A 13,500-nucleotide genomic window follows, 5' to 3' on the forward strand; every position below is an offset into this window, starting at 1 on the left:
GTACCAATATACTTATCTCCTCTATCCTAGTGCATGGTTATTTTTGCAACTTTTCGATCCCAGTTAAAATCTGGTAGCCCACAGTGACCCGTGGCGGAACGGGGATGTTTTTATTACTCAGCAGTACAATGCCGAGTTTTTTGGCCGGAATAAAGGCTGCATAAGCGGCAAAACCACCCGTTGATCCTGTTTTATTAATCCACACATTTTGCTGCGGCGCGAGGGGCGGCACTATGGGTTTAACTGGCGTACTGCCAAATACGACTTCCTGAGTGTGACCCTTAAGTATTTTATCAAGATCAATAGGATATGAGTAATGCTCCCAAATCATATCTTGGGTCATCATGCCCACATCAAAGTATCCCGTGTGGGTCTCATCGAGTGCCGTTTGCAGTGGTTTGGCAATCGGGTGCATTTGCATATTGGCCTCAACAAATTGCAGTAAATCCTTTGCAGAGGTTTTAACGCCATAAGCTTCATCGGCTAATACCCCAGGATTGACCCGCACTGGCATGTCTTGCTTATCATAGCCTTGGGCATAATCGGCCATTTTGTTGCTAGGAACCTTGAGATAGCTGTTTGTCATACCCAATTGTGGAAATAGTGTTTGCTCAAGTACTTGTGTAAACGTTTGCCCTAAACTCTGCGCGGCAATCATGCCAAGCAGCCCAATACTCGGATTGGCGTAATTCCTATGGGTCCCCGCGGCAAATGATGGTTGCCAATGCTTAAGGTAATCCATTAACTCTGCGTTATTAGTGACCTTATCAGGAACTTGCATCGGCAAATCACCCGCTGTGTGGGTGGCTAAATTGATGAGACTAATCTTATCAAAATGGCTGCCTTTTAATGCTGGAACATAATCACTGGCCATATCCGTGAGTGTTAATTTACCTTCGCCCTGTGCATAGTTAGCCAGTGTTGCGGTAAAGGTTTTACTGATAGAGCCAATCTCGAACAGGGTATCTTCAGTCACACTTTGCCCAGAGGTTTTAGAACTGACGCCATATTGGTAAAAATACTGTTTACCTTCTATGGTGATGCCAATTACTGCACCGGGAATAGCATACTCGGCCATCAGTGGTTTAACTGCGGAATCTACAATTGACTGGATGTCTTTGGTATTAAGCGTTTGGGCCGTAGTGACATTAGAAAATAGCGTAGCAGAGAGCAGTACGCCGCTTAATAACGGTATAGAAGCGATCGGGGCTTTTGGGTGCATAATTGACCTTTCATTGAGACTGTATTTGTAGAGTAGATTTTCGCATGATATTAGGGCAATTCCACACGAAGTTAAGTCATTACTGATATTTAGCTTAAATACTCCCCCAATAAGTAAGTTAAACGTTAATTTAGTCGGTTTAGTGTTGCACGCTATTGCATACTAAGTGGTAACACAGATTAATACATTACAGTTGTTTTAAGAGATAATTGCTCTGTGCTCTTAAATTATCTCACTGGCGTTAGGCTGCATATGAAACCATCAACCACTGACACCGGCCTTTTATCACGATAATGTATTACGCGATTGCACCATTGATGGCCAAGGGATAAACTGCGCCACCGCGATAAAAAAGTGCTAAATGATGTGGTCGCGATCCTTAATAAGTTTGATAGAGAATTGGTTTTTATGGCTTTAGCCCCCCATGCAGTGCACCATTTATATCAGTACCGTAAGTCTATTTCGACTAAACCCTTTGGTGCCCGCGGTAAAAAACTGATCCGCTGTCCATTATGCCTCTTAGGTGAGCAGTTCTGTACCTGTGCGCTACGCCGTCAGTTAGATACTCACGCCAGTTTTCTGCTGATTATGTATAACGATGAGGTGTTAAAGCCGACTAATAGCGGACGACTCATCGCGGATCTTATTCCTGATACCCACGCCTATATTTGGTCACGTACAGAACCTGAAGCTGAGTTGCTTGCTTTGCTGAATTCGCCGCAATATCAACCCTATTTAGTGTTTCCTGCCCAGTATGCAGAGCAAGGGCAAACCGTACTGAACCAAGTGCCGATGTCGACATTGGCCGAAGGCAAACGGCCGCTACTTGTTCTGCTTGATGGCAGTTGGCGTGAAGCGATTAAAATGTTCCGTAAGAGTCCTTACTTACACTCGCTGCCGTTACTTTCCTTCGATCCCGACACGCTCGCGACCTATGCATTGCGTAAAGGTAGTCATGATTTTCAACTTGGCACCGCCGAGGTGGCATCATTGGCTTTAGGAGCGATTGGCGAAGCGGCTAATGGCAAAGCCTTAAGTACTTGGTTTGATTTGTTTGTTGAATCTTCCTTACTTGGCCGCAATCGCCGTTGCCGTGAGGACCTTCTGCCAATTACAGATTTTACCGATGCTTTTGAACTGGCCTTTGAACAAGCAAGTCGTAGTAAGAGTTAATCGATGTTGGATTTAATCTATTTTGAAAAAGGCTAGTTAACTATCTTCTTAAATAAAAAATCCCCTACAGTGAGGGGATTTGTTATGTGTAGCAATTAACTTATAGGAACTTCATATTTAAGAAGATACCTCGCACAAGCATAATTGTTTATACCGCGACTTCTTTACCATCTAACTTACGGATAACGACCGTAGCGGCGCGAGGGCGTAATGTCGTGCCCGCAGGCGTTTTTTCAGCGGCATCGGACGAATAAGGCCAATTACCGGGATGCTGAATGTTAGCAAAAACAGAAGTGTAATCAGGGCTAATAGCAAAACCCGTAACCTCACAGTCGTTTGGTCCAACGAAGAAACGCTTTAATTCCATTTGGTTATCAGCCGTTACGCCGAGCTGTTTCTCTTGGCCATCAACAAGCGTTGAAGGCACTATTGCTAGCATCTGATCGTTGGTTTCTTCTGCGACCTCCTTGGCTCCATTGTCGGTTTGAACCCACAAAATACCGCGTTGATCGAAGGCCAAACCGTCTGGGCTGGCAAATTGGTTAAGATCTGTTAAGCCTGATAAGTTTGTCTCTGCGTTACCATCACTTGGTGATCCGAATACGAAGATATCCCATGTAAATTCAGTATCTTTGTCACTTTCATCCCAACGAATAATATGGCCAAAGTGGTTTTTCAATCTTGGGTTCGCTGGATTGGTTTCAGTTCGTTTTGAATTGTTGGTCAAGGTCAAATAAATTGAACCTGTGAAAGGATCGACAGCACACCATTCAGGGCGATCCATAGGTGTTGCACCAACAAGATCCGCTGCGCCTGCGGTGTTCAAAATAATCTCGGCTAAGCTAGCGAAAGTATTGCCTAGGGTTTTTCCGTCCGTAGTCTGGCTATCTAAGGTTAAAGGCAACCAAACACCACCACCATTTGCATTAAACTTAGCTGCATATAAAGTACCTTCATTCATATACTTATCGCCAGTTTGTATGCGATTGCTGCTGTCAGCATCTTTTGCATCCCACGCCGCGGCCGAGACAAATTTATAGAGGTATTCGAATTGTGAATCGTGGCCAGAATAGAACACTACTGGCTTACCTTCAGTTAATTTGCCAAAGGTACAGCCTTCATGGCGGAAACGACCAAGCGCGGTACGTTTTACTGCGCGCGATGTTGGATTGAAAGGGTCAATTTCAACAATATAACCGTGACCATTCGCTTCATTACGATAGTCATCTTGAGCACTTGCACCTTTTGGGGTGACATCAAAACGCGCGAATTCATCGAGACGTTCTTCATCATGACCTGCAAGATCATCCCAGCCATAACGTGTGCTGGTTTTGCTGATCCCAATGCGATTTTGCTCGGCAGTTAACGTACCACGGTTAGCGAAGTAGCCTGGCCAGTTTTCTTCACAGGTCAAATAAGTGCCCCAAGGCGTGTAACCATTGCCGCAGTTATTTAATGTACCGCGAGCCTGACTCCCGTCGGGAGAGTAGCGGGTTTCGAGTAAAGAAGAGTAGGCGAGAGGACCGCTAATATCCATTACAGTCGCACCGGTGAATCGGCGGTTATGGTTATCATTACTAACCACTTCCCATTGATTACTAACCAGTTTTATACGTACAACAGATACGCCATGGGCGTTGATTTCTTTACGTACCTCATCGATAATCGTGCGCAAACCTGAAGTAGGATCAAAAGTTTGTCCTGCAGGATGTAATGCAACTTCATCAATGTATTCATGGTTAATGCAAAGTAAACCGTCATTACCCGAATCATTTAATGGAAAGAAATGCATGCCATCATGGTGCATACCGACTGAGTTCGCTTGGTCATCGGCAGTGTTACTACCATCGCTTTTCCATGGTGCTGCTTTTGCATTTAATGGCGTGCCCCATGGTGCAAGTACCTGCGCTGTATAGCCTTCTGGCACAACGACGGCATCTAAACGAGAACCCGCAACTGACGTAAAGTTTAGCTTGGCGGTACTTTTTGTCGGTGGCAAAGGTGTCACTGGATCAACAGGTTTTGTAACGGGTGTGTCATCTGATCCGCAAGCAGTTAAGCCTACACTGGCAAAAGCTGTCATAGCACTGAGGCCTAAACCACTTTTGACGAAGTTACGGCGAGATAAATGTTTATCCAACACTTGGTTAAATGGCTCGTTATTACTTTTATTATAAAGTGTAGGATCAAAGGTGGCCTTACTCATATATTACTCCGGCTAGTACGATGGATTAAATTTCGTGACTAAGGCTAAAGTATCAATATGACAATAAAGATGATTTTATATTACAATAATACTGCAGTGAGCAATAAACCCGATATGCTATAAAAATGTTAACCAGCAGTTTGCTATGGTCTAAGCTGCTGAGGTCAAAGTACCTCAATTAGGATTTTTATTCTGCTATGATGTCAAATGTTGTGTCACAGATAAAAATATATAATGTGAAGTTATTGCTTTAATTATTTTTAAAATTAAAAATTGGAAATAATTTTAATATAATTACTGAATATCATTTTTATTCATAAACATGATAGATTTATATTTAACGTTAAAATTGCTATTTTATTTTAGGTAAAAGACTAACTGATCCTTATCGAGTCATGATCTAGTTTAGTCTTTGTGTTTTAGTCTCTTGGTTTTAAATAATGGCGAAGTGAGCGCGGATCGGTATGGCCAGTTCTGGCCATAATGTATAAATGATCTTTATCATTTTCATGGAGTTGAGTGACACAACCACTACGCAGACTGTGGGCACCATAAAATTTTGCAGGTAGGCCCGCTTTTGTGCAATATTTTTTAATGATGCGATAAATATCGTCTCCCGTGAGAAAACCACTATTTTTATGTAAACTTGAATTAGCTTCAGAGTGATGTTCTACTATTTGATAAGGGCGTAAATATTTCCCATCACGGGAAAGCGATCTAAATAAATGTCCATCCTCTATATTGGCTAGTGATAACCAATTTTTTACCGCGTTGAGTGCTGCAAAAGGTTCATGATCCGGTAGGTCTTTCCATTCCCGTTGACCTTGCTGATTACTCTTCGAATAAGGTAGGCGAACTTTTAGCTTATTGCGTAAAAAACTGACATATTGAACTTTTATATCTGCAAGTTCAGAACGGCGAAATCCACCTTGTAATCCTAACTGAATAATGGCTTTGTCTCTTGCTCGGGTTAATGGCTGCACTTGTTCATCGATAGCTTGAATGAGCATTTCCACTTCATCATACATAATCGGTTGTTGATCATAATCACTCACATGGCGAGATTGATTTCTGCTCAAGCCACGCATCACTCTGATCACCAGAGGGTGCTCGGTAGGCGAGTGGAATCCTGCTTGAATATGATGGTAGCGAATCGCCGCGAGTCGAGTCGTTAATGTCTGTTTAGAAAGTTGTACTCCAGTACTCTCTTGGATCAATTCTTTTTGATGACCAATAAATGAAATTACGCTTCTTGGATCTGCGGGCAGGGCCTGCAGTTGGTGTTCGGCACAATAACGGCTAAATAGACTAAAGCTCGTATTATAAACACGGCGGGTATTGGCTGAAATTTCATATTCAGTTTCTTCGGCAGCACTTAAATAATCACTTCGAACAGATTGTGGCAGGAAAGTCTCTTCAAAAAAACGTGGCTGTTCAGTACGGTTATTATTGTGATGATCTGATCTAGTCACTCTTTCATTCGATATATTGGTGTTATTTTGAGCATTACTATTTGTCCGGATTATTTTAGACATGCCGTTGAAGTCACCTAATATCGAATTAAGAAGGCGTAATTATACGCAAATCACGCCTACATCTACCAGTGATAATCGTCATTATCACTGGTAGAGTGCTTATTTGTTCAAATAAACTTCTGTTATCGGAATAGGGCGCATTAAATAGCATTTAGTTGTTTTTTTTAGTTTAAAAAATAGCCAAGATAAAGCCGTTTGGACAATAGCGATTAATTATGCGGATATAGAATTAAAAGCAAAAATAGTATGAAATTCGTACTTTCTATATGCGATAGTTTCGAACTTGGTTAGCCACATAATCACAATTTTAAAGAATGGTTTAACCATTTTATTGACTTTGTTGAATGGAATGCCGCTAAACTAGGCTTGTCTATTGGATGAAATTTAAGCTAATAAGTACAACAGCTTGCTAGGTATTTGACCTGATACGAGTTGAGTTATTCTTCCTAAAGTAAAAGGAAAGCACAAGGAATCGATATCAAACACAAAAAATGGTTGAACCATATATTAATACTTGTCGATTTGTACTAGCATGAGGACCGATTTATTTCATCTGCATTAGACACATGCTTAGCTAAAGAAACGTATTTATGGAACCGCAAGCCTGGATATATCAACAAGACAAACCAACAGCAGGGAGAAAATTATTATTGCTTGAGGAAGCAGAATTAATTTTTGCCTTACCCTTAATTTATCGCCTTATCAATCCTGAAGCTGTGGCATCTAAACCGGATTGGTTTTGTGACGCTGAGTTACAAACGGTTTCCTATACTAAGTTGGTAACACAACTAAATGAATTGGTCCGATTACGCAAAAAGGCACAGCGGATCGACAACGAGCTTATTAATGTAAACAAAATGCTCAATCAGTATTTTACTGATTTTGGCTGGCGTATGGTTCGCAAAGAATTATCTCAAATAAAAAAACGGCAAAAAAAGTCTCATATTGAGCTGAGCAGGGATATTATTTTGAGGTTAAAACGTTATATGGAAACTCAAAAGTTAGACAGTTTTGACCAAGCCATTGATACCCTATTGTCAGAGCATAATGAAAATATTTCGCTTAATGTTTTACAACATACTGATGAGGATGTTGTAGACGACATTGTTGATGAATAGAACAAAATAACCGCGGATCTATGTTTTGAAGAATATGATTTTAAAGTTGTTCTATTGCCTAAAATGGATTATCTAATAAGGGTAAGTTAGCCGTGACTTATCTGTGCAGACACGTAAAATTACTGTTAAGATCTTATGTTTACGACTAGATAACGCGGGGCATTAGAGATGAGTTTAAGTATTGCAAACGATAGGAAAATTGCGGTTTTATGCCGAATTGAACCTGGCTGTCTCGGACCTGATGGCGTAGATCATATTGAGGCTTTTTGTGCTTTAGCCCAGAAAGCGATGCAACATTTTGACGTCGATGTCGGCACTTGGGTGTTGATCCCAAGATATGATAAAACCTTAGAAGAGATGCAATATAGTCTTGCAAATAAGCTGCTTTCGCGTGAGCAGGCAACTAAATATTTAGTTTCTATAGGGCGTGACATTGATGGTTTTGAAGAAAGATTTCAGGACAAACTGACGTCGCTGATCAACCTATATCTTGCTAGAAAACCTTAAATGCTCTATTTATCGGAGATGTATTTTTTGCTGAGATTCATCTGACTTCTTGTTTTTTCATAGGAGATATCGGATTTGTATTTTTACAAATCGGTTTTATTTTTATATTTAATTTCTGACTAAAAAATAAAATTAATCCTATATTAATCATTGTCTTGTAACAAAATTCGAACCTATAATTACGCTCCTGATGAGCAGTTAAGTTGGCTTGAAAACTCAGTTGTTGCTAATTAACTCCGTAAAGTACGTCAAAATTTGCTAGACTAGTCGACTCACTTAATGCTGAATCTTTTTCTTGCGGTATGCCTGAATTTTGTGGGTGGTAAGGATAAGTGTAAAGGACGGTTGATGTTCAATCCCATTCCGGAAACCAATCCATACGTTAGTTTGTTGCAGCAGGATTTCGGTTTTTCTGAATTTCGTCCTGGTCAAGCGCAAACGATAACACAACTGTTAGCAGGGAAGTCGAGTTTAGCGATTTTCCCGACAGGTTCTGGTAAATCCCTTTGTTATCAATTTACAGCATTGCAGTTACCCCATTTGAGTTTAGTGATTTCGCCTTTACTCGCCTTGATGAAAGATCAGCTGGAATTTTTGCAATCTAAGGGAATTCATGCGGCCAGCATAGATTCAACCTTAAGCGCTGAGCAGAGTCAGCAAGTGATGACAGATGCGCGCTCTGGCAAACTGAAAGTTTTAATGGTGTCGGTGGAGCGTTTCAAAAATGAACGCTTTAGGCAGTTTATTCAATCGGTTCCGCTGTCTATGTTGGTCGTAGATGAGGCGCATTGTATTTCAGAATGGGGCCACAATTTTCGGCCTGATTATCTTAAATTACCCGATTATCGGCGCGAGCTTGAAATCCCGCTGGTACTGTTACTGACGGCCACCGCGACACGTAAAGTGAAACTGGATATGGCCAAGCGCTTCGATATCGCGCCCGAACACATAGTACAAACGGGATTTTATCGACCCAATTTAGATTTGACTGTTCTGCCCGTGTCGACGCAAGAGAAAAATGCCTTACTGGTTAACCAGATAACATCATTCTCAGGTGCTGGTATTGTGTATGTGACGTTACAGCAAACCGCCGAAACAGTCGCACGACTCTTGAGCCAACAAGGCATAGTCGCCAGTGCCTATCATGCTGGATTTGAAGATGAAAAACGTCAACAAATTCAAAATGATTTTATGCAGGATAAGCTGCAAGTGGTTGTTGCTACCATCGCCTTTGGTATGGGAATAGATAAGAGCAATATCCGTTTTGTGATCCACTATGATTTGCCTAAATCCATTGAAAACTACAGTCAAGAAATCGGCAGAGCAGGGCGTGATGGTGCGTTATCCCATTGTGTGACTTTAGCCAATCTTGACGGACTCAATACCGTTGAAAATTTTGTGTATGGCGATACGCCTGAGCGAGAAGGTATAGCGCAAGTCATTGAAGCTATTCGTCTTGAACAAGATTCTGGTCAGTGGGAATGTCAGCTTAATGGCGTGTCGACGGCGAGTAATATTCGCCAGTTGCCATTAAAAACGTTACTTGTACAGCTAGAAATTCTAGGTGTGGTTAAGCCGTTATTTGCTTACTACGCCGATGTTAATTACAAATTTTTAGTGGATAAACACGCCATTCTGAGCCGATTTAATTCCGAACGGCAGGCGTTTTTGACGCAGATTTTTAATCATACGCAGATGAAGAAAATATGGGGCGCGTTAGATTTTGATGCCTTGTACAATGCGACGGGCCATGAACGCAGTCGCGTGTTGGCCGCGCTGGAATATTTAGCTGAACATCAGTTGATTGAATTAGAAACCAAACGAATTACCGATGTGTATCGGGTGGATGTTGCCGCATTAGCGCGTCCGGAACTCATCGATGAGCTGTACCATTATTTTATTGATAAAGAGCAGAAAGAAATTGCGCGAATAGCGCAGTTAGTCCGCTTTTTTGAACTTGAGACGTGCTTAAGCCACAATTTATCCCGTTATTTTGATGATAATGAGACGCCGGCTATCTGCGGTCATTGCAGTGTCTGCCGCGGTCATTTCGCTAAGTTGAGTTATTCGACGGAACCGACTTGGCCGACAGATCTGCAGATGTTGGCTGATTTACATGAGTTGAAGCATCATTTAACGGCCAAAGGTATTGATGCTTTATCACTTGATACCTATTGTCGTTGCCTAGCTGGTATGTCAGTTCCTTTGGTTAGTCGTTTTCAAGTGCGTAAGTTGAGTGGTTTCGGCCGCTGTGAAAAATTGAGATATGCTGAAATTAAACAGAAAGTTGAGTCACTGTTGTCGCAACTAGATGATAAAAGAGTTGAACATGAATAAGGCCGTAAAAAAGATGTTAGCCACCCATGAACATTTGGTTCACTCTGAAGGTGTGACTGTGGTTTCGCATATGCAAAGGGAAAAGGCGGAGTGGATACAACATACTGTTATGATTGAAGATTGTGACGTGCCGTTTAAGTTTAGACGGGTCAAAAAGTATCGTAATCTGCAAGGGCAAAAGATCAATGTCATCTATTACCCAGAGACAGAAACTGTAGCAGGTTTTGAAATAGAAATTATGCAAGTCGTTAGAATTAAACGATTCTAGTTAATGCGCTTCGAGTCTTTGCTTTTATCAATCAGCAAAGACTCGAAGCGCATTTGATTGATGACGGAAGAATTAAATTCGGCTATTTACTTGGAATATTGATAGGTTGAATCTACTTTCCAAGTTCTGAAACGCAGTTCAGCGCCTTCTGGTAGATAAAACACCTTAGGTAAGCGACTGTCATAGCGCATTTTTAGTTCACCCGGAATACGTACAAAAGCTTCTTTCTTCGCCAATTCGAAACAGGCCATCATAGTGCTCGGGCCTTCAGCGATTTCATCCACTTGATAGTAGTTATAACCCCAACCTTGCACTGTCAGTTCCTTCAATTCCCCGCTTAATCCATGCTTATTGCAATCAACCATTTGAGTCTGACCAATTTGGATTTCGACCATGTAGTCATCTTCGTTTTCTAATTTAGGTAAGCTTAAAATGTGCTGCACCATACCTGCTGCCGGAGCAGGGAACATCTTAGTGGCTTCCTGTGCGCTGTAATCTTTTGGATCGAAACGTTGAATACTGATCATAGGCGCATCTAATCCTGTTGGGTGTGGTGGGCTCACCGCCGCGGCATTGAATGACAATAGTGCAAATGCAAGGGGAACAGTGCTAACGCTAAATAAGGTCTTCAATTTCATTTTATTTCTCCTAATCGAACTGAATTGATGTCGATAAATTTGTCTGTGTTCTGCTCCCTATAAACGCAGCAGAGGTAAAAAAGGGTTAAATTATTCAATAAAAAATCGATTTTTTACCCAAATAATTTTTATCAATCTGAATAATAAGGGTTAATTACACTTTTCAATGACTTATTTTGTTAAGTTCTCTGCTATTTCAATTCTTTGCTGTGGCTGTTTTATGACTCATATCATGCGAAAAATATACGAAATAGCCTAGATAAAAACCTTAAAACTTGGATTTCAACTTGCACTGAAAAGCCACCGCTGTGTCTGTCTATAACTGCGTAAGGCTGTAATAAAGCCAATCTAACTCAGCTATGTGAGCTGTTTTTACTCATAAATCAAGCGCTAATCCATTAAACCTTGCCTGATATTCTTTGCCTAGTCTAGCTGCCTATCTTAATTCACATATCAGTGTCTCGACTGATGGCAGGTGCGCAGATGCATTATGGGGATTCAAATACACGTTTAAAAGTTTGAAAACAGTATATCTTGATAAATAGTTAATTTGATCTTCATATATTTTGATTTTCAAACTATAATTCAAGCGACAAGTTTTTTACCATTAATAGCGATAGAAATGGAGCAGGGGCCATACAATGAAATCAATGACAGCCGAGCAAGCGACAGGGCATCAAGCTACTACGGGAAGAAGCCAAGGGCACTCACTCGCCCAGTGGCAGCACGCCCATGAGTTTTCGAGTCAGAACCGCGATGGCGAGAAGAACACTCGCTATGTACTGTATTTAACCGTGATCACTATGGTGGCTGAAATTGTTGCCGGAACCATTTACGGTTCTATGGCACTGCTCGCCGACGGTTGGCACATGGGAACCCATGCCGCGGCCTTTATGATCACGTTATTCGCCTATTCCTATGCCCGTAAACATGCTAACGATCCTGCATTTGCTTTCGGTACTGGCAAAGTGAGTGTACTTGGCGGTTATACCAGCGCAATAGCGCTAGGACTTGTGGCACTGGTGATGTTAATTGAATCGGGAATGCGACTGATTAACCCTGAGCAAATCCATTTTAACGAAGCCATATTTGTGGCTGTTATAGGTTTGAGCGTGAATGTGCTGAGTGTATTTTTACTCAAGGATCACCATACCCACGACCATGGGCACGCTCATGGTCATAGTCACGATCATGGACATCAAGATGATCATGAAGACGAGCATGCTCATCACAGCTGCGAAGCACACTCCTCTCATGACGATCACGTCCATACGGCTCATTCATATGGTGCGGGTCCACATACACATGATGACTCACATGTACACGATGAAAGTCATCAAGATCATAGCCATTGCCATCATAAACAGGAGCACCATGCTGCTGAGCATGAGAGTCAGAAGGCACACGGTGGTCATGATCACAACCTACGCGCCGCCTATTTTCACGTATTAGCCGATGCGTTAACGTCAGTGCTCGCCATTGCGGCCTTGTTGTTTGGTAAATACATGGGACTGACTTGGCTCGATCCGGTTATGGGTATAGTGGGTGCTGTGATTATTAGCCGTTGGTCATGGGGACTCATTCAGCAAACGAGTCCTATCTTACTTGACGGTGGTGTTAAAGCGTCATTGCAGCGTAAGATCGTGGAAACTCTTGAGGCCGTACCGGATCATCAAGTGGCCGATTTACATCTTTGGCGAGTGAGTGCCGATCACCATGCTATTATGGTGTCTATCGTGTCCCATTCACCGAAAGATGTCAGTTATTTTAATCAGTTACTGTCACAATTTCCTGAATTGGCCCATATCACTATTGAACTCCATACTTGTCGTCAGCGCGAGTGTATGGCTAAGGAAGCCTAAATGACTGTTGAACATCATCATTCATCAAACCTGAATTCAACGACTGCTCATTCAACGGCCGCACATTCAACAGATCATGCATTAAATCATGTGATTATTGAATTTTACGAAAAGCTGTCGTCTTGGGAACACGCCATTGTACGTGACAAAGGTTTTAGCCTATCGCAGGTGCACACCATTGAGTTACTCGGCGTGCACGGCGCTATGAGGATGAAAGAACTGGCGGATAAAATTGGTGTCACAACAGGCACACTAACGGTTCAAATCGACAAAATGGTTGAAGCTGAGTGGGTTGTACGTCGTCCCCATGAAACCGATCGTCGTTCGATTCTGGTGGAGTTAACCGAAAAGGGCCAAACTTTGTTCCTCGAACATGATGCATTACATCTACAACTCACCACAGATCTCACCGCTAAAATGAGCAGTGAGGAACGAATCGTACTGCTCAATTTGTTGTCTCGTATGAATAACGAGTTTTAATTTACCCTATTTCATCCACTAAAAAGCGTCCCTCGTGGACGCTTTTTTATAGCATGACATTTTTAAAAACACGATTCATTCAAGATTAATCATCAGCTATTACAGTACCTTACCTTTTGTTACATTCTTGTTGGATTAATAGTTGAACTGGATA

General features: G+C 41.8%; 11 protein-coding genes. 7 read left to right on the plus strand and 4 right to left on the minus strand.

What is annotated here, in order from left to right:
* Positions 1-37: 37 nt before the first annotated feature.
* On the minus strand, positions 38-1,222 hold the full coding sequence (ampC, locus tag L5M28_RS03520; RefSeq protein WP_263202481.1) for a class C beta-lactamase: 1,185 nt from the start codon (positions 1,220-1,222) through the stop codon (positions 38-40).
* 408 nt (positions 1,223-1,630) lie between these two features.
* Between ampC and L5M28_RS03525 the strand changes: the two genes are divergently transcribed.
* Positions 1,631-2,395 carry a tRNA-uridine aminocarboxypropyltransferase gene (locus L5M28_RS03525; RefSeq protein ID WP_028759886.1) on the plus strand — a complete coding sequence of 255 codons (765 nt, stop codon included), beginning with the start codon at positions 1,631-1,633 and terminating at the stop codon, positions 2,393-2,395.
* Positions 2,396-2,543: 148 nt separating this feature from the next.
* Here the strand turns inward: L5M28_RS03525 and L5M28_RS03530 are convergent, their stop codons facing one another.
* On the minus strand, positions 2,544-4,601 hold the full coding sequence (locus tag L5M28_RS03530; protein WP_263202482.1) for a PhoX family protein: 2,058 nt from the start codon (positions 4,599-4,601) through the stop codon (positions 2,544-2,546).
* A 419-nt stretch (positions 4,602-5,020) separates the two neighbouring features.
* Positions 5,021-6,136 carry a tyrosine-type recombinase/integrase gene (locus L5M28_RS03535; protein ID WP_263197427.1) on the minus strand — a complete coding sequence of 372 codons (1,116 nt, stop codon included), beginning with the start codon at positions 6,134-6,136 and terminating at the stop codon, positions 5,021-5,023.
* A 590-nt stretch (positions 6,137-6,726) separates the two neighbouring features.
* On the opposite strand from L5M28_RS03535, the gene L5M28_RS03540 reads away from it, so the two are divergent.
* The 4 genes from L5M28_RS03540 to L5M28_RS03555 all read left to right on the plus strand — a co-directional run bounded on the left by L5M28_RS03540 (position 6,727) and on the right by L5M28_RS03555 (position 10,366).
* On the plus strand, positions 6,727-7,254 hold the full coding sequence (locus tag L5M28_RS03540; RefSeq protein WP_263197428.1) for a hypothetical protein: 528 nt from the start codon (positions 6,727-6,729) through the stop codon (positions 7,252-7,254).
* A gap of 168 nt (positions 7,255-7,422) precedes the next feature.
* On the plus strand, positions 7,423-7,761 hold the full coding sequence (locus L5M28_RS03545) for a hypothetical protein (protein ID WP_105252539.1): 339 nt from the start codon (positions 7,423-7,425) through the stop codon (positions 7,759-7,761).
* Between the two features lie 348 nt (positions 7,762-8,109).
* The gene (locus tag L5M28_RS03550; protein ID WP_263202483.1) at positions 8,110-10,098 is read left to right on the plus strand and encodes an ATP-dependent DNA helicase RecQ; all 1,989 of its coding nucleotides are present in this window, start codon (positions 8,110-8,112) and stop codon (positions 10,096-10,098) included.
* Positions 10,091-10,366, plus strand: coding sequence for a hypothetical protein (locus L5M28_RS03555; RefSeq protein WP_028759892.1), 276 nt, complete (start codon positions 10,091-10,093; stop codon positions 10,364-10,366). Before L5M28_RS03550 ends, L5M28_RS03555 begins: the two co-directional genes overlap by 8 nt.
* 86 nt (positions 10,367-10,452) lie before the next feature.
* On the opposite strand, the gene eco is transcribed toward L5M28_RS03555, so the two are convergent.
* Positions 10,453-11,004: a serine protease inhibitor ecotin gene (gene eco / locus L5M28_RS03560; RefSeq protein ID WP_263202485.1), complete on the minus strand. Its 552-nt coding sequence runs from the start codon at positions 11,002-11,004 to the stop codon at positions 10,453-10,455.
* Between the two features lie 641 nt (positions 11,005-11,645).
* Here eco and L5M28_RS03565 point away from each other — a divergent pair.
* Together L5M28_RS03565 and L5M28_RS03570 are read left to right on the plus strand one after the other, a co-directional pair.
* Positions 11,646-12,866, plus strand: coding sequence for a cation diffusion facilitator family transporter (locus L5M28_RS03565; protein ID WP_263202487.1), 1,221 nt, complete (start codon positions 11,646-11,648; stop codon positions 12,864-12,866).
* Positions 12,867-13,346, plus strand: a complete 480-nt coding sequence (locus tag L5M28_RS03570; RefSeq protein WP_028759894.1) for a MarR family winged helix-turn-helix transcriptional regulator — start codon at positions 12,867-12,869, stop codon at positions 13,344-13,346.
* Positions 13,347-13,500 lie beyond the last annotated feature (154 nt).

The organism is Shewanella sp. SW32 (assembly GCF_025653365.1).
In the GTDB taxonomy this organism is placed as follows: Bacteria; Pseudomonadota; Gammaproteobacteria; order Enterobacterales; family Shewanellaceae; genus Shewanella; species Shewanella oncorhynchi.

Coding starts and splice junctions, on each gene's coding strand:
- ampC (WP_263202481.1), bottom strand. CDS start 1,222: ATGCACCCAAAAGCCCCGATCGCTTCTATACCGTTATTAAGCGGCGTA.
- L5M28_RS03525 (WP_028759886.1), top strand. CDS start 1,631: ATGGCTTTAGCCCCCCATGCAGTGCACCATTTATATCAGTACCGTAAG.
- L5M28_RS03530 (WP_263202482.1), bottom strand. CDS start 4,601: ATGAGTAAGGCCACCTTTGATCCTACACTTTATAATAAAAGTAATAAC.
- L5M28_RS03535 (WP_263197427.1), bottom strand. CDS start 6,136: ATGTCTAAAATAATCCGGACAAATAGTAATGCTCAAAATAACACCAAT.
- L5M28_RS03540 (WP_263197428.1), top strand. CDS start 6,727: ATGGAACCGCAAGCCTGGATATATCAACAAGACAAACCAACAGCAGGG.
- L5M28_RS03545 (WP_105252539.1), top strand. CDS start 7,423: ATGAGTTTAAGTATTGCAAACGATAGGAAAATTGCGGTTTTATGCCGA.
- L5M28_RS03550 (WP_263202483.1), top strand. CDS start 8,110: ATGTTCAATCCCATTCCGGAAACCAATCCATACGTTAGTTTGTTGCAG.
- L5M28_RS03555 (WP_028759892.1), top strand. CDS start 10,091: ATGAATAAGGCCGTAAAAAAGATGTTAGCCACCCATGAACATTTGGTT.
- eco (WP_263202485.1), bottom strand. CDS start 11,004: ATGAAATTGAAGACCTTATTTAGCGTTAGCACTGTTCCCCTTGCATTT.
- L5M28_RS03565 (WP_263202487.1), top strand. CDS start 11,646: ATGAAATCAATGACAGCCGAGCAAGCGACAGGGCATCAAGCTACTACG.
- L5M28_RS03570 (WP_028759894.1), top strand. CDS start 12,867: ATGACTGTTGAACATCATCATTCATCAAACCTGAATTCAACGACTGCT.